General features: G+C 49.2%; 14 protein-coding genes. 10 read left to right on the forward strand and 4 right to left on the reverse strand.

The features are described 5' to 3' along the window. Window positions 1-35 precede the first annotated feature (35 nt). A complete protein-coding gene (locus tag Dvar_RS16880; RefSeq protein WP_419662858.1) occupies window positions 36-3,422 on the forward strand; it encodes a response regulator in 3,387 nt (1,128 codons plus the stop codon). Here the strand turns inward: Dvar_RS16880 and Dvar_RS16885 are convergent. Further along, entirely contained in the window at window positions 3,373-3,849 is a 477-nt protein-coding gene (locus Dvar_RS16885; protein WP_419662859.1) for a hypothetical protein, read from the reverse strand. The two genes, Dvar_RS16880 and Dvar_RS16885, sit on opposite strands and share 50 nt — an antisense overlap. Before the next feature lie 409 nt (window positions 3,850-4,258). On the opposite strand from Dvar_RS16885, the gene Dvar_RS16890 reads away from it, so the two are divergent. The 5 genes from Dvar_RS16890 (at window position 4,259) to Dvar_RS16910 (ending at window position 12,044) form a co-directional block, all read left to right on the forward strand. After that, entirely contained in the window at window positions 4,259-4,513 is a 255-nt protein-coding gene (locus tag Dvar_RS16890; protein ID WP_419662860.1) for a YdhR family protein, read from the forward strand. Continuing rightward, window positions 4,510-5,937 carry an FAD-binding oxidoreductase gene (locus Dvar_RS16895; RefSeq protein ID WP_419662861.1) on the forward strand — a complete coding sequence of 476 codons (1,428 nt, stop codon included), beginning with the start codon at window positions 4,510-4,512 and terminating at the stop codon, window positions 5,935-5,937. Before Dvar_RS16890 ends, Dvar_RS16895 begins: the two co-directional genes overlap by 4 nt. A gap of 714 nt (window positions 5,938-6,651) precedes the next feature. After that, window positions 6,652-8,781: an ATP-binding protein gene (locus tag Dvar_RS16900; RefSeq protein ID WP_419662862.1), complete on the forward strand. Its 2,130-nt coding sequence runs from the start codon at window positions 6,652-6,654 to the stop codon at window positions 8,779-8,781. Next, window positions 8,774-9,151 carry a response regulator gene (locus Dvar_RS16905; protein WP_419662863.1) on the forward strand — a complete coding sequence of 126 codons (378 nt, stop codon included), beginning with the start codon at window positions 8,774-8,776 and terminating at the stop codon, window positions 9,149-9,151. The genes Dvar_RS16900 and Dvar_RS16905 overlap by 8 nt, the downstream gene beginning before the upstream one ends. A gap of 13 nt (window positions 9,152-9,164) precedes the next feature. After that, window positions 9,165-12,044: a PAS domain S-box protein gene (locus tag Dvar_RS16910; protein ID WP_419662864.1), complete on the forward strand. Its 2,880-nt coding sequence runs from the start codon at window positions 9,165-9,167 to the stop codon at window positions 12,042-12,044. Window positions 12,045-12,597: 553 nt separating this feature from the next. On the opposite strand, the gene Dvar_RS16915 is transcribed toward Dvar_RS16910, so the two are convergent. The 3 genes from Dvar_RS16915 to Dvar_RS16925 form a co-directional block, all read right to left on the reverse strand. Then, on the reverse strand, window positions 12,598-13,116 hold the full coding sequence (locus Dvar_RS16915) for a tyrosine-type recombinase/integrase (protein WP_419662865.1): 519 nt from the start codon (window positions 13,114-13,116) through the stop codon (window positions 12,598-12,600). Window positions 13,117-13,983: 867 nt separating this feature from the next. Beyond that, complete coding sequence (locus Dvar_RS16920; RefSeq protein ID WP_419662866.1) at window positions 13,984-14,550, reverse strand: ANTAR domain-containing response regulator; 567 nt, start codon at window positions 14,548-14,550, stop codon at window positions 13,984-13,986. After that, window positions 14,547-17,387: an FIST N-terminal domain-containing protein gene (locus Dvar_RS16925; RefSeq protein ID WP_419662867.1), complete on the reverse strand. Its 2,841-nt coding sequence runs from the start codon at window positions 17,385-17,387 to the stop codon at window positions 14,547-14,549. The genes Dvar_RS16920 and Dvar_RS16925 overlap by 4 nt, the downstream gene beginning before the upstream one ends. Window positions 17,388-17,692: 305 nt before the next feature. Between Dvar_RS16925 and Dvar_RS16930 the strand changes: the two genes are divergently transcribed. From Dvar_RS16930 to Dvar_RS16945, 4 genes are all read left to right on the forward strand, one after another. Then, complete coding sequence (locus Dvar_RS16930; protein WP_419662868.1) at window positions 17,693-18,052, forward strand: hypothetical protein; 360 nt, start codon at window positions 17,693-17,695, stop codon at window positions 18,050-18,052. Window positions 18,053-18,164: 112 nt separating this feature from the next. Next, window positions 18,165-19,394: an acyl-CoA dehydrogenase family protein gene (locus Dvar_RS16935; protein ID WP_419662869.1), complete on the forward strand. Its 1,230-nt coding sequence runs from the start codon at window positions 18,165-18,167 to the stop codon at window positions 19,392-19,394. 5 nt (window positions 19,395-19,399) lie between these two features. Beyond that, the gene (locus Dvar_RS16940; protein ID WP_419662870.1) at window positions 19,400-19,687 is read left to right on the forward strand and encodes a MoaD family protein; all 288 of its coding nucleotides are present in this window, start codon (window positions 19,400-19,402) and stop codon (window positions 19,685-19,687) included. Between the two features lie 49 nt (window positions 19,688-19,736). After that, entirely contained in the window at window positions 19,737-21,608 is a 1,872-nt protein-coding gene (locus tag Dvar_RS16945; protein ID WP_419662871.1) for an aldehyde ferredoxin oxidoreductase family protein, read from the forward strand. Window positions 21,609-21,728 lie beyond the last annotated feature (120 nt).

Here is a 21,728-nt window from a genome sequence, read left to right on the forward strand (position 1 = left end):
CCTTCCTTTCAATGATATTGAAAGCATTCAGGCGCATGTTTCACAGATTGCCTTCAGCTGCGAACGTGGCTATTTTGCTGTTGTGTGTGTGTTTTAGCTTTACATCGCTATGGCATGCACCGTATTGCCGGGCGGATGACACACAAGTCCACATCGGTGTATTGGCCAAGCGGGGTGCGGTTCAATGCCTGAAAAGATGGACCCCTACGGCGCAGTATTTGACCGACTGCATCCCCAATCGGGTCTTTGTCATCCTGCCGCTACAATTCGAAGAAATTTATGATGCCGTAGCCCGGGAGCGGGTCAGCTTCATTTTTTGTAATCCAGCATTTTACGTCGAGCTGGAAATCAAGTATGGCGCCAATCGCATCGTGACCCTTAAAAACAGGTACCAGGATCAGGGTTTCACACGTTATGGGGGTGTTGTTTTTACGCGCCGCGATCGTCTGGATATTCGCCGTTGGGAAGATCTTAAAGGCAAGCGCCTCATGGGTGTTGAGGAAAATTCCTTGGGGGGATGGCTTGCGGTCTGGCGCGAGCTTCATGACCGCGGGGTCAACCCCTATCGCTACTTCGGCGACCTGCAGTTCGGTGAAACGCATGACCGTGTCATCTATGCGGTGCGAAAAGGCAGCGTGGATGTGGGAACAGTTCGAACCGACACGTTGGAGCGCATGCTGGGAGAGGGAAAAATTGCGGCAGACGAATTTTATGTTATCGGCTCCGACCACGATCGTGAAGATACGTTTCCCTTTCAGCGTTCTACGCGGCTCTATCCGGAATGGCCCCTGGCCAAGACCAAACAAACCCCGGATGCCTTGGCCAAGGCCGTTGTGCGTGCCTTGCTTGACATGTCGCCTGAAGATCCTGCGGCTGTTGCGGCCCAATGCGCCGGATGGACGATTCCGCATAATTACCAGCCTGTGCATGACTGTCTGAAGGCATTACGCGTCGGGCCTTATCGCGACTTGGGTAAGGTCAGCCTGGCGGATGTGATTCGCAATTACTGGCGCTGGATGCTGACGCTGGCGGTGCTGTTTGTGAGCATGTTGGCTGCCAGCCTTGTCATTTTAAAGTTAAACCGCCATCTCAAGCATTCGCAACGCGAGTTGGAGGCGGAAGTAAAAGAACGTCAGCGTGCTGAAAAAGCGGCTGAAGCCGCGACCCAGGCCAAAAGTGAATTTCTGGCCAGCATGAGCCATGAAATCCGCAACCCCATGAACGGGGTGATTGTCGCAGCCGATTTGGCGCTCGATGAAGCCTTGTCTCCCAAAATCGAAAGATACATGAAGATCATCCACGCCTCAGCCTATTCATTGCTGGGAATTATCAATGACCTTCTGGATTTCTCCAAGATCGAGGCCGGTAAACTCGAACTTGAAAAGCAGCCCTTCCGGTTGGACCAGGTGCTGGGACGGGTCATGGACATGTTTCTCGAGCGGGCTGTGGAAAAGAAAATTGAGCTATTGGTCGATATTGATCCTGACGTTCCGCAGAACCTTATCGGCGATGCACTGCGCGTGCAGCAAATTCTGACCAATCTGATCAGCAATGCGGTCAAATTCACGGACAACGGCGGGGTCATTCTGGCCGGTGTGCAGTCGCGGGATGTTTCGCCTGACCGGGCCACCCTCGAGTTATTTGTCAAAGATACGGGTATCGGGATTTCGGCAGAACAAAAAGATAAATTGTTTCGGCCGTTTAGCCAAGCGGACAAGAGCACGGCCCGGAAATACGGGGGCACTGGCCTGGGACTGAGCATTTGCAAGCAACTGGTCTCTCTGATGGAAGGCGAAATCTGGGTCGACAGTGAATTGGGGCAGGGCAGCACCTTCCGTTTCAGCGCCCGGTTCGATCGGCAGCCACCGGACCAGGAGAAAAAGATTGTGCCGCCGGCTGTGCTGAGCGGACGGGTCGCGCTGATTGTGGACGACTGTGCCGACAGTCGGCAAATCCTTAAAAAGCTGTTGTCCTCATGGGGGCTAAAGGTATTGAGTGCGGATTCGGGCGCGCATGCCCTGCACCTTTTAAAGAAACGACAGGCACAGGATCAGTCCGTGGATCTGATTATCATGGACTGGCTCATGCCCGCCATGGATGGGATGGCGGCCTCACAAACCATACGGCAGGAATTGCAAATGGAGGTTCCCATTATCATGCTGACGGCGTTCGGCTCGGAAAAACAACTCACCCTGGCACAGGAAACCGGTATCAACGGGTTTTTAACCAAACCATTTCGTGCTGCCGAACTGCTGGACGCCGTCAGGGATGCGCTCGGCCTGAGTCCGGCGCACACTGCAACGCCGGCGGCGCATGCGCCGCCCCACCCCTCCCTCTATCGGGACCGCCTGCGAGGCCTGCGCGTGTTGGTGGCCGAGGACAATCCCACCAACCAGGAGGTCGTGCGGGCTGTTCTCGAAAAGGCCGGGGTATCAGCCGTTCTGGTTGCCAATGGCCAGGAGGCCGTCGACGCCCTCGACCGGCAGACCTTTGACGCGGTGATGATGGACATTGAAATGCCGGTGATGAACGGCTATGAAGCCACGCGCATCATTCGCAAGGATGAACGGTTTGCCAGCCTTCCGATCATTGCCATGACCGGTCATGCGATGAAAGGGGATGAGGAAAAATGCCTGCGTGCCGGCATGGACGGATATGCCTCAAAACCGATCAATCAGGAACGACTTTTCCAGACGCTTTGGCAATTGGCCCGGTCCCATCCCCATCCTGGTGCGGCTGAACTTAAGGATATCAAACCTTTGGAGACGGCGGCCACTGAACCGGTTGCGCTTCCGGCACATCTTCCGGGTATCCAGATTGAAGAAGCATTGCGCGCACTGAACATCGATTCCGGCAGTCTCAAAAATATCCTAGTGCGCTTTTTTCATAATAACCGCCATGGAGCCGCTAAAATACGCAACACCTATGAGGCCCGGCATTGGGAAGCCCTGCGGCAGCTGGCCCACAGCTTGAAGGGCAGTGCGGCCAATATTCGTGCTGAAAAATTGAGCGGCAAGGCCCACCGTCTCGAAGCGGCCTGCACCGAGTCCCCCTCCACGCCACCCCCATCGTCGCTGGTAGCCGATGTAGAGGATGCACTCGATGAAGTACTGCAATCCCTGTCATCTATCCTGCCGTCCAAGGTGCGCAAAGCCACTGTCGCGCCGACTCGGCCCATCAATGAAAAGCACTTGAAAAACGCCCTTGACGCGTTAACCGATGCGCTGAAGCGTTCCGATCCGGCTGCCGTGGAACAGCACCTTGAAGCCGCCCGCCCACATCTGCCTCCGGCAGTCTTTCAGACGCTGGAGGGGTATATCCGCAATTACGATTATGACCAGGCAGTGCAGTTCATCCGGTCAATCGCCAGTCTTACCGATCAGCGTCTGGCTGGGCAATTAAGAGGAGATAGCGTGGTGTGATTTTTTCCAGAACAAATTGCTGTTCATCAATAATAATGACTTTTCCGGCTTCCGTTGTATCAAATTCTTGCGGGTAGGTGACGTCGGCATCCAGGTTCTGAATGACAACATCCAAACGGAAACGATCCGATTCAACCATGCCTTGGTAGGTGAGTTTCAGGCCTTCGGTCACCAGGGGTTGATTCTGGGGCAGTACTATCCGATTGCCGGTCTTTTGGGCTGGCCAAGGCCAAGCTGTTTCCCCGAATTTGTCGGCTTGCATTGACCCCTCGTAATCAAATTCCCACCCCCAGTTAAACCCCGGGGAGGCGCTTCTGTATTCCAATGGAACCGCATCCGATAGCATCCACGCGCGAACGAACAGAAATATCCCTGCTCCCAGCGCAAAGGCTAAAATTACAATTTCGAATGGACGAATAGTACGCATGCCAAATCGTTACCGTTTAAGTATAAAACCTAACATAAATACCTGTTTTATAGGTAAAATTAAAATGCAGCAATCAGTCTCATACCCCGTCAAGCTTGAACTGGCTTATACTTGATTAATATAATGACGTTGACAACAGTTTTGAATAGGAGATCCAAAAAAAATTCTACCCATACCCATTGACATGCCACAATGTGGTAGTATTCTATTGCATAAGGGTTATGTACTTGTTTCGGCCAATCATTGTTCATTTCTTTCGCATTCCGCATTAAGGCTATCTTCTTTAGCTGCCCATTAATAAAATAAAACGAGTTTCCATTTCCCTTCGTAATAAATTCTACAACCGCATAATAGCAAACCACAAAATCATACAGCATTATCCTTTGGATAAATAGAAGCGGAGGATGAAATGGCAACAGTATTATTCGTACGTGCTAAATCAAATCTCGATTCTGCAGAGTTAGAAAACCGACTGCTTGAGCGTCGACCTCGGTTTCTGGATGTTCCAGGACTAATACAGAAAATCTATGGACGGGATGAGTCTACTGGAGATATCTGTGGCATCTATTTTTTCGAAAATCAAAAAGCACTATCCGAATTTCGTGAAACCGAACTGGCCAAGACAATACCGACAGCATACGAAGTAAAGGAGGTTACAAAATGAGCACTTTATACATAAAAACCATGGATGGTGGTGAATCCAGCTTCAACCAAGATCAGTTGACTGAATTTGAATCTGGATTCCGCGGCCGAGTCTTATATCCTGACCAACACGGCTATGATCAGGCACGTAAACTCTGGAACGGATTTTTCAATAAAAAACCAGCGATTATCGTAAGATGTGTGGGCACGAGCGACGTGGTCCGGGCGGTTAATTTTTTACGCGAAAACCGACTGCTCTCATCCGTGAAAGGAGGCGGCCATAATTCAGCCGGCACGGGCGCCTGCGATGGCGGTGTGATGATCGACTTATCGCAGATGCGCAGTGTCACCGTTGACAGAAATAATCAAACCGTGCGTGTTGACGGAGGCGCCCTTCTTGGCGATGTGGATCACGAGACCCAATTGTATGGATTGGCTGTCTCGGGAGGAATTATTTCTCATACCGGTGTAGGGGGGCTGGCACTGGGTGGGGGATACGGATGGATTGGTCGCAAATACGGCATGACCGTCGACAATCTGATTTCCGCTGAAGTTGTCACTGCTGAAGGAAAGGTCGTCACCGCTAATGCTGATGAAAACTCCGATCTATTCTGGGCTGTCCGAGGCGGTGGCGGAAATTTTGGTGTTGTGACAACCTTCGAGTTTAGGTGTGCACCCATTGGTACCGAGGTGTTGTCGGGACTCATCGTTAAACGGTTTGAAGATGCCAGGCCATATTTACAATTTCATCGTGATTATGTTCGCAGCCTTCCTGATGATATGTCGGCGTGGGTTGTGGTTCGTCATGCCCCGCCGCTTCCATTTTTACCTGAAGATGTACACGGGAAAAAGGTGGTTGTCGTAGCGTTCGCATGGCTGGGCGCGAAAACGGAAGGTGAAAAACTGCTTGTACCCATTCGTGAAGCAACACCCTCTCATGGTGAATGGATTGCGATGAATCCCTGGACTGCCTGGCAATCCGCATTCGATCCACTAGTGGAACATGGCGCCAGGAACTATTGGAAATCCCACCAACTAAAGGACCTATCCGATGGATGCATCGAACGGGTAATCGAATATGCGGAAAAATTTCCGTCTGAAGAATGTGAGATATTTATCCCGCATCTGGAAGGTGCCCAGAGCCGCATTCCTGAGGATGCTACTGCCTATGCCCATCGTAAGACACCTTTCCTGTTAAATATTCATACGCGCTGGCGAAAAGTAGAAGACGATGAACGCTGTCTGACATGGGTTAAGGACTTACACGACGCCACTCGGGAATTTGCCGATGGTGTGTATGTCAATTTTATGAGCCAGGAAGGAAAAGAGAGAGTTAAAGAGGCTTATCCTCCTGCTGTGTGGGACCGACTTGTAAAGATCAAAACCAAGTGGGATCCTGATAATTTTTTCCGTATGAATCAAAACATCGAACCTTCAGCTCATTGAGCATTGTGAGGGGTGGCTGCTCTCTTTGTGTCATCCTGAACGTCTCCAGGAGCTGTTTGAAAAAAGTGCTTTACAAGAGGTCGAAACTTGTCACCTCGATGTGGTCACGCATTTCCGGAATTTTGAGGACTATTGGTCGCCTTTTCTTGGCGGTCAGGGGCCTGCCCCTATCTGCGTGGCGTCATTGAGAAATACAGATCGTCATGCCTTACAGAAGTATTTGCAGGCAGCTCTCATATACAACATATTGTTCCAGAAATTCTTGCTAAAAATTGCAGGATAGTCGATTCTATCCCAAACGCCATCGGTTCCTGCGCCGGTTATCATTAAAATACCCCGTACGTATCTTTAAAATCCAATTTCTGAAATCCATGTCAGATTAGTTTCGATAATCTGTCCTTCTGGGAAAAATGGCCGACCACAACATAATGGCAAGCTAACACACAGAACGGTAGAACCCGTTTTTGCGGGATAGCCACATCATACTTGCCTTTCAGTTTGGATTTAATCCTGTTCTGCATCCATGCCTCTTGTATTCCCTTATCAAACTGATATGATGAATATATGGTGCTGATTTAAGCCCACCTGAGACGCTAATAAATTGATTTCATGGTTTACTTAAGGATAACTGTCAAATGGATTACAAGTGCGTAATTAATGGATAATGTAAGTATCTGAAACCTCAGGTTTGTAGAAAAACTTAAGGGTTATAAAATGTACAATGTTAGACAAAAAAAACTAAATGAAAAACCCTACTTAATACAATCAATCGTGACTATCGCTTTCATTTCATTTTGTTTTTTCCCAAGCTCTGCGAGTGCTCGTATAATAAAAGTAGGTGTCTATGAAAATAACCCGAAAGTTTTTACTGAGGAATCAGGAAAGGCTGCAGGTATCTTTATTGAAATCATCGAAGCGATTGCCGAAAAGGAAAATTGGGAATTGAAATACTTAAATGGCTCTTGGGCAGAAGGGTTGGAACGTCTGGAAATTGGAGAAATCGATCTCATGCCGGACGTTGCTTATACGGCTGACAGAGAGAATTTATTCGATTTTCACAAGATCCCGGTCCTATCTTCTTGGTTTCAGGTGTGTGTCCCCAAAAGTAGCCCTATTAATACCATATTGGATTTAAATGGAAAGCGCATTGCCGTCCTGGAAGGTTCTGTGCAGCAGGAAGCATTCGTTCATCTTAATAATGGTTTTGGATTAAATACTAAAATTATTTCCTTACCGGATTATAAATCAATTTTTGGAATGGTTAGTAAAAATGAAGCAGATGCCGCCATCACCAATCGTTTTTATGGGCAAGTGCACAGTAAAGAATTCGGTCTTAAGGATACCGCCATCATTTTCAGCCCTTCGAACTTATTTTTTGCAGCTACAAAAGGAAAGAACCAAAAAGCATTAGAAGCAATCGATAACCATCTTTTAATCATGAAAAAAGATCTGCATTCTATCTATTACCAATCAATAAAACGGTGGATTTCAGAGGAAGTGAAATTTGAGTATCCGCTATGGCTTAAAACAGTTGGAATAATTTTTCTAATTTTTCTTTGCTTAAGTGTGGCAGGCAGCTTTTTGCTAAAACATCAAGTGAATATTAAAACTCAGGAAATGCAGAAAGTAAACCATGCCTTGCGAATAAGTGAAAAAAAATATCGAGAGCTGGTGATGCTGGCCAATAGCATAATTCTTCGGTGGTCATTTGATGGTCGTATCAATTTTCTGAATGAGTTCGGTCAAACTTTCTTTGGTTATTCAGAAGAGGAGATTCTTGGCCGTCATGTGATTGGTACAATAGTTCCTGAATATGACAGTTTAGGGAGGAAATTAGGTCCATTAATGGAAAAGATTATAGACAATCCAAAAGAATTTGAACGTAATATCAACGAGAACATTCGTCGTTCCGGCGAACGAGTCTGGATAGACTGGGCTAATAGGATTGTTTTCGACGAACAAAAAAAAGTGAAAGAGATCTTGAGCGTCGGTTCGGATATCACCGATCGAAAGAAGGCCGAAGAGCAGGTCCGTCAGCTTAACGAAGAATTAAAGAGGCACGCTGATAATCTGGAAAAAAGAGTTAGAGAAAGAACCGCGGAGTTAACTATCGCCAAAGAGCAGGCGGAATCGGCAGACAGGCTTAAATCGACTTTTCTATCCGCCATGTCACACGAATTGCGTACACCACTGAACTCAATAATTGGATTCACCGGGATTTTGCTTCAGGAGCTGGCCGGTCCTTTAAATGAAGAACAACACAAACAGTTACATATGGTACAAGGCAGTTCCCGCCATCTTCTTGCTTTGATCAACGATGTGATGGATATTTCAAAAATTGAGGCCGATCAGATGGAGCTTTCCTTTTCCACCTTTGTATTGGCGCAATCTATTGAAAATATGGTGAAGCTGGTTGCACCGCTGGCTGAAAAGAAAGGATTGAATCTTGGTATTGATGTTGCGGATGAAGTTGAAACAGTCACTACGGATCAACGTCGCCTGGAGCAGGTCATACTTAATTTGCTCAACAACGCTGTCAAGTTCACCGAAAAAGGATCTGTTCACATTTCGTGTCGGATCGAAAACAATCAATATCTTATTTCTGTTACAGACACTGGTATCGGCATCAGGCAGGAGGAACTCACCGGTCTTTTTCAACCCTTTCACCAAATAGATACGGGACTTACACGCAAACATGAGGGTACTGGATTAGGCCTGTCCATTTGCAAAAAACTATTGAATATGATGGGTGGAACAATTGACGTTGAAAGTGAATTGGACCGTGGGAGCATCTTTACTATACGTTTCCCAAAAGCTCCACATGTGGGAGTCGATCATGAGTGATACGCTATTAATTATAGAAGACAACGAACAGAATTTCTACATGATGCGTTTTTTGCTGGAAAAGAACGGTTTTAATGTTATTGGTGCGGAGACTGGCAGAGAAGGTATTGAAAAGGCAATAAATATTAAGCCGGACGCCATACTGTTGGACATTCAGTTGCCCGAAATGGACGGTTACGCTGTGGCTGAAGAACTCAAGAGCCTCGAGGCATTGCAAGGGGTACCGATAATTGCGGTAACCTCTTATGCGATGGTTGGGGACCGAGAACGAATTCTACGCGCCGGTGCTACCGGTTATATTGAAAAGCCGATCAATCCGGACACTTTTGTGACTGAAATAAACTCGTATCTGGATAAAAGCAGAGATTGAATGGAGGGATGATATGAAAGCGCTTGTCGTTGATGATAGAGAAGAAGGCCGCTATTTACTTCAAACGCTGCTTTTAGGGAACGGGTATGAGGTCGAGACGGCAGTTAATGGTGCCGAAGCTCTTGAAAAGATCAGGACCGGGGATTTCAAACTGATTATCAGCGACATACTCATGCCGGTTATGGACGGTTTTCAGCTTTGCAGAGAAGTTAAAACAGACGAAAATTTACGCCATATTCTGTTCATTTTCTACACTGCTACGTATACCGGTCCGCAAGATGAAGCTTTTGCTAAAAAAATCGGTGCAAACCGGTTCATTGTCAAACCCTGTGAGCCTGATGCGCTTCTAAAGATGATTCAAGATGCAACCATAAATGCTGACAACGGAAATGTTGACTTAGAATCCATACCGATGCAGGAAAAGGAAATGCTCAAACTTTACAATGAACGACTTGTAAAAAAGCTTGAGCAAAAGATGCTGCAGCTGGAAAAAGAAATCCAGGCTAAACGAGGGACAGAGGAGGAATTGCGCAAGTCAAATTCGTTTCTCGATTCAGTCGTTGAAAATATCCCTGACATGATTTTTATAAAAGATGCAGAGGAATTAAAATTTGTTCGCTTTAATAAAGCCGGCGAAGAGCTCATAGGTTTTTCGCGAGAGGAACTTATTGGTAAGAATGACTATGACTTTTTTCCTAAAGAAGAAGCAGATTTTTTTACAGCAAAAGACAGGGATGTATTAAATAGTAAAGAACCTACCGATATTCCTGAAGAGCCAATCCTAACTAAATATAAGGGCCAAAGGATACTAAGAACAAAAAAAATGCCTATTCTCGATGTGAAAGGAAAACCTAAGTATCTCTTAGGCATTTCGGAAGACATTACCCAACGCAAATTAGCCGAAAGAGCCCAGCGTGAGGTAGAGGATCGGCTTTCACAAATAATTATGGGAAGTCCGATTCCGACCTTTGTTATTGACAACAACCATCTAATCACACATTGGAACAAGGCCCTTGAAAATGTTACCGGTCTATCGGGAAGCGAAATTATTGGAACGAATAAACAATGGATGGCTTTTTATCCCAAAGAAAGACCTGTCATGGCGGATCTCCTGGTTGATAATGCGACAAAAGATGAAGTATTAAAATATTACAATGGAAAACTTCATAAATCCACAGATAGCAAATATGCCTATGCGGCTGAAGATTTTTTTCCCCATATGGGTAGCGAAGGGAGATGGCTATTTTTTACAGCTGCACCGCTGCGCAATAGCGAAGGGGAGATCACTGGAGCAGTGGAGACACTGCAGGACACAACAGCTCGAAAGAAGTTTGAACAATCTTTACAGGAAAATGAGGAACGTTACCGATCCCTATTTGAATCATCCAGTGACAGTATTTTCATCATGAAAGAATCACTTTTTTATGACTGCAATCCAAAAGCCCTTGAAATATTCGATTGTAAAAGGGAGCAAATTATTGGTAAATCGCCCTATAAATTCAGCCCTGAATATCAGCCAGACGGAACCGCTTCGTACGATAAATTCTTAGAATTAATAAACAAAGCTTATAACGGTCAGCCACAATTCTTCCTATGGAAATACTGTAGGTATGATGGCTCACTTTTCGATTCTGAGGTTAGCTTGACAAAATTCGATTTTGGGGGTGCGCCTCATCTCCTGGCAATTATCAGAGACATAACCAAAAGAATTGAGTCTGAAAAGCGTATCAAATCTATGGAAGATCGACTTTCTCAATCACAAAAGATGGAAGCGGTTGGAACCCTAGCGGGCGGTATCGCACATGATTTCAATAATATTCTTGGCGGGATTTTTGGTTATGCCCAACTGGCTCAATTAAGTTTACAAGACAATCCAAAGGCCAAGCATTACATTGAACAACTCTGTAACGCTAGCGCTCGTGCAAAAGGACTTGTAGAGCAGATACTTGCCTTCAGCCGTCAAAGTAAACCTGAAAAGATTCCCACTGACATCGGATTGATTACGAAAGAAGCGTTAAAGCTTCTCAGAGCCTCTATACCCACAACAATTGAGATAGAACAGAATGTGCAAACCCACATAGGTACTGTGGAGGCAGACCCGAACCAGATCCATCAAATTGTATTGAATCTTTTTGCCAATGCATCCCATGCAATGCGTTCAAAAGGAGGTAAAATCATCGTTGATTTGTCGAAGATTGAAATCGCATCAGTAGACAGTGTTTGTCCGAGCATTAAATCCGGTATGTATATTAAGCTAAGTGTGGCTGATTCAGGCCATGGAATGGATGCGGCGACCATTTCCAGGATTTTTGAACCGTATTTTACAACGAAAGATAAAGGTGAAGGCACAGGACTGGGACTCGCGGCAGTTCATGGTATCGTTAAAGATCATGGTGGGGATATTAAAGTCCATAGCGAGTTGGGCGTTGGCTCAACTTTTGAGATATTCTTTCCAATCATGAAGGAAGAAGGCCTTTCCGAGTCGGACGAGCGATCTTCATTGCTTGATACCGGTCATGAGACCATCCTTTTTGTGGATGATGAACAATTTTTAATTGAGATTGGTAAGGACATGCTGGAACGATTGGGCTATAGAGTTGTCACTCACACCAGTTCATACAATGCTTTGAAGGATTTTAAAGCACAGCCAGATGGTTACGATTTAGTGATCACCGATATGACCATGCCTGAAATGACAGGAGATAGACTTGCCCATGAAATAAAGAAAATTCGGGATGATATTCCGATCATTATATGCACCGGGTTTAGCGAAAAAATTTCACAAGATAATGTAAAACAAATGGGAATTAACGAATATCTAATGAAACCAGTAACAGTGAGGGCATTAGCAAAAACTGTCAGAAGTGCGATAGATAATGTGAAAGCGAAATGAACAGCCTGGGGGTAATAATAGCCAAAGCAAATAATACTATCCGTTGGATTTGCACTTACAGCTATATCCCTGTACTCAAATAAACCCTCAGAAAGAGACGGTCACATACAACATCTTGTGCCAAACGATTGTTGCTGATTATTGCAGAATAATCGATTTTATCCCAAGCGCCATTTGTTCCTACGCCGGTAAAGATACCAATACTGGTATATGAAAACATCGCTTTAGAATTTGCAGATTATTGAAATCTTCGTCGAAGATACACGAGTGCAGATATATAAAATTCCTTTCCCTCTACTTTTCGTTCCGCTCTGCAGATTATAAAATAAAATCTTCAATTAGCCTGGACGCCAGATATATGCCTGATAATCACACGGATAGCTTGCGTTGTGCTTAGTACAGGGTATAAGTTGGGCGAAAAAGTTCAATATACTGATAAGTTTGAAGTTTTTATATATCTGCATATTGGGGGGGTGAGTCTTCAGTAAAGAGATCCACCCCGTTGTTTATTAACCGTAAATGTTATCAATCCACCTGATCGCCTCGACATCATTTATTGTTCCCAAATACATCTGAGTGGTGGAAGATTCGAATGGCGGAGAATAAACTTGCTTACAATTTCGATGGGTACGCCGGATCGGGATGCAAAGTTTGCGGAATGCCTCCGCAAGTCATGTGGACGAAGGTGGATACCCACAAGTTTTCCCGCCTTCAGTACGATTATTCGTGTTGCCTCGTAGGAGATAGGAAATATCCGGTCATCTGGATTTTTGCATACTTGCTGGGCATAATCACGAAGCCTTTCGGCAACCTTCTGCGGAATGAAAACAATTTCTTGCTCTTTACCACTTTTAGGCGATTGGAGGACCAGTTTCTGCTCCTTAAGGTCTTTCTGCCTGAGCTTCAGCACTTCTCCGACACGCATCCCGCCGCGAGCCATCAATTCGAGCAATAAACGATTGCGGTTTTTGATCGTTCGAAATATAATTTCATCAACTGTTTCTTTTTCAATGATTTCCCATCTCGTTATTTTTTTCTGCGGTAGAGTTTCCGGATCATTGGAGTATCGCACGGATTTGCCGATTCTGGCTCGATGTTATTTCGGACAAAATTGAAGAAGGAGGATAACTGGGAATAACGGACCCGTTTGGTACATGGATTGTTGCCATCGGTGAGGCGGTTTAGAAATGATAGGATTTCATCCGGGACGACCTGATTGATTGTCCTTTCACCGAATTCCCTGCAAAACGGTTCAATGACGGCTTGATAAGATCGTAGCGTGTTTTTTTTTCGAATGATTCTTGTGGTAATCGATCCAGATGTCTGCTGCCTTTTACAATTGCATGACGTACCTCCTGTAAAATTTTGGGGTTAAAGGAGTGGGCTATGCCCATGGTAAGACCATGATAACGTGATACAGGTCACATCATCAATAACACTTATTTTTTTATCATCCAGATCAACAGCGAAATGTATCTGCAAAAGGTCGTGGTTGAAGCTACTGGTTTTGCTTGCTCTGAGCCGACCACAATATCTTGGGGTTACCAAGTTTGGCTATAGAATGCAGGTACTGGCAACATGGAATTTTGGCAGGAGCCAATAGATTCAGGTCTTGTGATCTATCTTGCACCAGATTTTTCAATGGATCTATTCTAGGTTGGCCAACCATAAATTTCCATTAAGAATACTGAAAATAGTCTTGAGTTGAAATCTGTGTTTAGGACCTGAGCACTAATGGCAATATTCCTCGGTTGGATAGTGATCCCCAGTCTAATTTGTCTCTTTTGTTATAGTTGGAGTAACATCGGATCGGATAAATGCCCGACCTTTCCAACTTGTTTGCCGTCTCGATCTAAACACTACCCTGACTACGTCTACAAATGGCCAAAAGAGGCTTTGAATGAACCGAATTTCGTTTTCGAAAATTTTGACAAATGGATTAATCACCATACATGAGTATAATGGCCTCAGCCACCGATTGAATCGGTTTGTTTTTATCCATGCTGATTTTTTGCAGCTTGCGATAGGCTTCTGCTTCTGAACTGCCGTCTTTTTGCATCAGCAGTCCTTTGGCCCGATCCACGAGTTTTCGGATCTCCAGCTTCTCCTTGAGACTGGTGACTCGGTCGGCCAATTTGGTCAGTTCCAGAAATTGACTGACGGCCAGTTCAATCGATGGCGACAGGTCCTCTTCCCGGAACGGTTTGGTCAGATATGCCATGATGCCGGCATTCCGGGCGCGCTCGACCAATTGCTTGTCCGAGAAGGCGGTCAGGATAATAACGGGGAACTGTTTGGAAATGCGACTGGCGACTTCAATGCCGTCCATTTGGGGCATCTTGATGTCCAGAATGACGATGTCCGGTCGATGGGTTTCCACGAGCCGCAAAGCATCCTTACCGTTGGAGGCGTCACCGACAACGGTATGCCCTAGTTCTTCTAACATCTCTTTCAAATCAGCCCGCATGAGAGACTCGTCGTCGGCGATGATGATACGATAGCTCATAGTTCTTCCTCAGCGATGGGTTTGTGGTTCATGGGTGAAGGGAAACTGACGAGGGCCGTGGTGCCGTTGTCGTTGATCATTTCGAACGATCCCATCAGTTCGTCTTTCACCAGGGTTCGAACAATGGTCAAGCCTAAATGGCCTTGCTGCTCGAAATCAAAGCCATCTGGCAGCCCCGGCCCATCATCGCTTACGGATACGAGGATCCGTTCCGCTTCAGATTCGACATTGATGGCGATCCTGCCATTGCCTTGAGGCCTTACACCGTGTTCGAAGGCATTCTGGACCAGTTCGTTGACCACCAGCGCCAGGGGCGTCGCGGCTTTGGAAGACATAAGAATTTCCGGCCCGGAAACATCCAGGGTAATCATCGGCCGACGGCCCCCTCCGGCTTCCGGAATTTTGCTGATACTGCCTATCAATTCACCGAGTTCCACCATACCCACGGAACGCAGCGAGAGCGTCTCGTGGACCTGGGCAATGCTCATGATGCGCGAAATGCTGTCCGACAGCGCTTGCTTGGCCGCCTGGTGGTTGACTCTCCGGCGTTGCATCCTTAGCAGGCTGGCGATGTTCTGCAGATTGTTCTTAACCCGGTGATGGATTTCCTTGAAATACATTCGGTCCTGATGGTAGGTTCGGTTTTCGACGAAAATGGCCACCTGGTGGGAGACAGTCCATAAAAAGTCGATGTTTTCCAGTACACCCTCCTGTTGCGGGACCCATCGGTATTCTTCATTGCTGTACAGATTCAGCATGCCGCGCAACTCGTTTTTGGAGAAAATCGGCAGCGACACAAATGTATACGGAAATGGCTGGTGAAGATCCACCATTTGGCACTGCCTGTCGGTGTTTTTGTGAAATATCAGCTGTTGATGCTGAAACTGCCAGCTTGCCAGGCGTTCGTCATTTTCCGAGGCCAGTTCGTCGATGGCAAATGCATCCGAGCAGTCCATGGCTTCCTTGACCAGCAGCCGATGGGTCGCATCGACCAGCCAGAGCGTGGCGAATGTGAGTTTGAAAACTCCGATGATATGCTTGAGGATCTCCTGGGCTTGTTCGCCGAAGCTGACCGGCCTGGAGAGGATGTGTCCGATCTGGTTGAGGATGTCCAGCTGCCGCATGCGGACGATCATTTGGCTGTCGATGGCCAGACGGTGAAATCCATTGGCGATCATTTTGGCTACCGTTTCGGCCAGCATGACGCCGTCTTCGTTGGGTTCTGTTTCGGCGTGCTTTTTTTTCAGCACGAGACAACCGAAATGTTTCCCCTGGTTTTCCAGCCTCAGATAAATGTGCTCTTCTGAAGGGGCTTCCGGGTCGATGGTTTCGGGAAAGTCGGCTAATGCGGTCGGGCTTGCCAATACATGGGTGGCTGTTTGGGGATCCACCATGAAAATCGCCGAATAGGCCCATGGGAGCAGGCTTGGCAAAACGTCATCCAGGTCGCCGATCAGTTCCTCCAGGCTTTTCGCGTCGTCGATTCTTTTGCTCAGCCGGTTGATGGCCTTAAGCTGGTAGGCCTTGCGGTTGATGCGCCGGTTGAATTGGTTGTAAATCTGTTTGTTGCGATTGATCAACGAGGCGATGGGATTCAACTCGTCGGAGAAAACCAGGGTGGAAATCGAGAAGTTGGAGAAGACCGGCAGGCCGTCGTCGAAGATGCCTTTCTCACCCTGGGTGTAGAAACCGCCAATCGGCAGATTGATGCGTTGGCGCAGATAGTCGATTTCTTCCTCACCAAAACCATTGGCAAGCCTTAAGGCACAGGAGAACATCAGGGCGAATTCGGGGTTGGCCAACCCCCCGTTGCGCACAGCCTTTCTGTAAGCAGTCCAGCCGGCACTGATGATATCTTCCGGCGTGCTGCGCATCAGGGTCAAAACCTGATCGTTGCGCATCTGGCTGGCGAGCAGAATCGATCCATCCGGCAGTACTCTTTCGGGAACATGCAAAATGGAATTTCCATAAAAGTCGATGGAGCCGAAAGGAGATCCCTGGAATAAAAAGGGACTGTTCTCGAGTTTGGTTGCCAGAGTGTCGATGCGCATGCCCATGAATTCGGCGTAGACTTCGGCAGCCGGACGATTGTCCAGCGTCATCACGGTTTTGCCCTCGGCCCGGGTGATCAGGGCACGTTTTGTCGTGGGCGAAAACCCATGGGCCAGGCCGATTCCGAAAAGCATGTCGGTTTCGATAAAGGCAAAGGCAATCCCGTCTTCGACGACCCGATCGTCGACAATCTGGTAGTTGTGAGTAAATTGTGGGTAGTCGGCCGAACATCCGCCGAAAATCGGAATGCGGTTGTTGGTATACCGTCGCAGCAGACTGTGGATCTCGTGGCTCAACGAATAGTGCGATACGGTTGTGCCGGGAGTAAAAGCCATGATCAGGGCCGGCGATACGCCCAGCTTGCCGGCCGCCGAAATGTGCAGCATCTGATGCAGCGGCTGCTTTGCATCGAAATATTTTTCAACGCCTGCCCGGATCAGGGCCTTGTCCACGGCCAGGCGGTAATCGCTGGAAACGGCTTCGCCCAGGCCCACATGGGCCTTGATGTGGGGGGACCCGATCAGGGCGACGACCACGCTTCCGTTGATCAACCTATCGGCAATTTCCGCCGCGGCACTCGTTCCGATTAGGGGACATCCGCCCACGACCTGCCGAATCCCGCGGACCACCGCAGGGATATCCAGGTCCGTGGGGACAAACACGAGCGCCAGGCTGGGGTCAAACTGTTTCAGATAAGAAAGCGCCATGCGGGCAGCATCGTGGCCCATATTTTCTTCGTTTGCCGATTTGGCGGCACCGATTCCGAATTCAATATGCCTGCCCATTTTATCTTTTCACTTTCACGAAGGCTGGAGGATGCGTCCATGGTTACTAAATTCAATGCGCAGTGATTAACGTTCCACAACGGTGTGGTGGTGTCAAGTGCGATGCAAAGTCTAATTTTTTTTCTTGACATCATGGGAGCAACTGTATAATCCTACAAAAAATGAGTCAAATGTATTGAATTAGGTTCAGTGAGATGTAACGGTGCATCTCCACGGGGTGACGAAGCCCCTCTGGCCCTCCTATCGGGCCAGAGGGGCTTTTTTATTTGGCGGTATCAAACCATCACCATGCAAAGGAGGAAGCAATGGCCAAGGAAATTATTCTCTACAATCTGCGCGACGATGTGACCGACGAAGATTACAAAAAATGGTGCGAAGACTACAAAGGCCCGACCCTGCTCAGTCTGGGATCGGTGAAAAGTTTTACCCTGGTGAACATGCTGGGTGGCGTGAAGGGCAATGGCAAGGACGGCGTGCCTCCGGAACCGGGCCCGTCGCCCTACAAGTATATCGGCATTCTGGACAGCACCAGTCTCGAGGAGTGGGACAAGGACCGCAACTCAAAAACGTTCAAAGACGAATTCTTTCCCCAGTGGTTTTCCAAATGGGTCGCCGATTTTTACGTTCTGGCGGGAATGGAGGTCTACGAGGGCGAAAGCGATTGATGTTGGTTCAGCCCACGATTTCCCGGTGACGCTGAAACGGTTGATGGGGGCCGGACTTTCCGGCCTCGTCATGACCGGCGGCTCGCTACCAATCACTGCACGGAGGAAGGAAATGAATCTCGAACATCTGTTATCCGACGAAGACAAGGCCATTCGTAACACGGTACGCGAATTCGTAAACAAGGAGATCATGCCAGTCAGGACTTTGATCGAGGAGGACCTCACCCTGGTTCGGGCCATTCATCAGAAGCTCGTCGACCTGGGAATCCAGGAGGGCGGATACCCCAAGGAGTATGGCGGCACCGGTCCCTATTCCTATTTGACCCTTTGCGTCATTACCGAAGAACTGGCCAGGGGCGACGCCGGAATCAGTCAGAGTGTCGGCATCAATGCGGGCCTGATCCTGGGACCGGCCATGGTTGTAGGCAACACGGATGTTTTGGACCGCTGGGCCAGCAATTTTACCGGTGATGACGCCAGCTTCGCCTGTCTGTCCATGACCGATGCTACCGGCGGGGCGGATACGGAAAATCCCTTGCTTCATGGGCGGGGAATCACCACCACGGCTTACCTGGACGGGGATGAATACGTGATCAATGGCACCAAATCCTGGCCCACCCATGCCGGCATCGCCAATGTGTACTTGACGGTGTGCAACACGGACCCCAATCTCGGGGACGAGGGCATCGCGCTGATATACACCCCGCGCAAATCCGAGGGGCTCAGATTCGGCAACCCCGAACCCAAGATGGGATTCAAGACAGCCATCAATGCCAGCATCTTTTACGACAACGTCCGGGTGCCGGCTAAATACCGCTTGGCCGGCCCGGGAATCGACGCCCAAGTCTATCACGGTGCCATGACTGGTACCCAGTGGCATTCGGCGGCTTTATCGCTGGGCGTGGCCCAGGCTGCCTTGGACATCGCCCTGGAATATACGGGCACCCGCAAAAGCGGCGGCAAACCGGTTCGCGAGTGGAGCATGGCAGCGGGGATCCTGGCGGACATGGCCATCCGCATCGAAATGACCCGGGCGGCGGTCTACAACCTGTCGATCATGATGGACAACCCGGAAGCCTATGGCCCTCCATTTACGCCTAAAATGGTTTCACGGGCCAGTTCGACCAAGATTTTTGCCGCGGACACGGCGGCCTGGGTGACCAACAAAGCGGTCGAGCTCATGGGTGCCAACGGCATCTCGCCGGAGTACCACATTGAAAAATATCTGCGGGACGCCAAAATCATGCAGATATGGCTGGGCGGTCAGCAGATTTCCCGCTACCGCGTGGCCCGTGGATACTACAAATACGAAATCAACGGCGATGCCGACGGACAGGAATGAGTTTGATGCAGGTACAAATTCGCACCAGTATGATGTTCAGGGAGATTTTCGGAAACTGGCGCTTTTCGGTGACCCTTCCCGATAAAAGCACTTTCGGCCGTCTCCTTGAACGTCTGGTAGACACCTACGGCAGTGAATTGACGCCGCATCTGTTCGAACCGGACGGGACCACCCTGCTGTCGCATGTCATGTTCATGGTCAATGGCCGGAATATCCGGTTCTTGAATCATCGGCAGACCATTCTCGAGGATGGCGACGAGGTGCTGATTCTGCCGCCCGTCGGTGGCGGATAGGCGGAACGCCGCCGACGTTAGATCCAGTAAAACCGCAAGGAGGTGTACCATGTTTCAAGGGGGATATACCGGAAAAATTCTACGCGTTAACCTGACCGATCGCGTGGCCACGACGGAAGACCTTTCCGTGGCCACGGCCGAGCAGTTTATCGGCGGGTCGGGATTCGGGATCAAGTACTTGTTTGACGAGGTCCCGGCCAAGGCCGATGCCCTCGGTCCGGAGAACAAGCTTATCTTCGCCTCCGGGCCGCTGTCCGGGACCAACGTGCCCTGCGCCAGCCGCATGGCGGTGACGGCCAAATCACCGCTGACCGGCGCGGTGGGCATGGCATTGACCGGCGGCCAGTTTCCTGTGGAGCTGAAGTTTGCCGGTTACGATATCCTGATCGTGGAAGGCCGGTCCGAGAAACCGGTCTATGTGTGGATACGCGACGGGGAGGTACAATTCAAGAGCGCCGAGAAACTGTGGGGTATGAAAACCACGGACGCCCAGCAGATCATAAAAAACAGCCTCAAGGATCAGAACATCCGGGTCGCCTGTATCGGGCCGGCCGGTGAGAATCAGATCCGGATGGCCTCCATCATCAATGAATGGCGGGCCGTGGGCCGTAAAGGGCTGGGGGCGGTGATGGGGTCCAAGAACCTGAAGGCCATCGCCATCCGGGGGACGGGCAAGGTCGCCGTCGCCGACAAGGAGAAGCTGAAGGCGGCCAGAAAGGTGTTTACCGGCGCCATGAAGGAGAGCCCAGTCCTCTATCCGGCCTTTTCGAAGATGGGCACCGGAATGGTCGTGGACCACACTTGCCATATGGGAATTTTTCCGACCAAGAATTACCAGTCCACCGGCACCTACGACCCCATCGAGAAGATCGGCACAGAAATGCAGGCTACTCGTAACACGGGCAAGGAGCACTGTTATGGCTGCCCGGTGGGATGCAGTCAGCTGAATCTGGCCAAGGAGGGGCCCTATGGCGGCAAACTGACCGAGGGGCCGGAGTTCGAAACCTATTATTCATTTGGCGGGGTCACGGGTGTGGAAAACATCGATGCCATTATCGCCGCCGATCGTATGGCCGATGAACTCGGCTTCGATACCATTTCCGCCGGCGTGACGGTCGCGTTTGCCATGGAGCTATTCGAAAGGGGAATCCTCACCGAGGCCGATACGGACGGGCTGGTGTTGAATTTCGGCAATGACGAAGCCATGATGGCGTTGCTCAAAAAGATGGCCTTCCGGGAAGGGATCGGCGATCTGCTGGCGGACGGGACCAAGGCGGCGGCCGAGAAGATCGGCAAGGGCGCCGAAAAATATGCCATGCATGTCAAGGGGCTGGAACTGCCGGCCTATGATGTTCGCGGTGCCAAGGCCCACGGCCTCAACTATGCAACGTCCTTTACCGGTGCGGATCATTGCCGGGGCTACGCCTTTCAGGAGATCTTCGGCATTCCGGTACCCAAGGAAGTGGATCGCTTCACGGCCGACGGAAAGGGAGAGTTGACCATGTGGAACCAGGACGTCCGCACGGCCACCACCGATGCGCCCACCATGTGCGCCTTCCTCCTGGACATGGCCGTGGTCGGTATCGCCACCGAGAACACGGCCGCGTTGATGAACGCGGTAACCGGCCTCTCCTTTACCGCGGATGCGGTCCTCAAAGCCGGTGAGCGGATCAACAATCTGGCGCGGGCGTTCAACGTGCGTGAGGGCTTTACCCGGGCCCATGACAACCTGCCGGAAAGACTAATGACCGAACCGGTGCCTGGGGGGGCGTCCGAAGGCCATTTTATCAGTCGGGCGGAACTCGACCAGATGCTGGATGAGTACTATACGGCGCGGGGCTGGGACGTCAAGACCGGTTCGCCCACGCGGGAAAAACTGCTCGAGTTGGGGCTGGAAAACGCCGCCGACCAGCTGGGGTGATTGGTTTTAGATTCAAGGCGGTCTCAGCGATTATAAAAATAGTCAGACACGGTCAGCCCCCTTCCTTGGATGTGGGTTGGGGGTGACCGATCCGGCTGAAACCACCCTCCACATATAACG

Source organism: Desulfosarcina variabilis str. Montpellier (genome assembly GCF_048565275.1).
Lineage (GTDB): Bacteria > Desulfobacterota > Desulfobacteria > Desulfobacterales > Desulfosarcinaceae > Desulfosarcina > Desulfosarcina variabilis.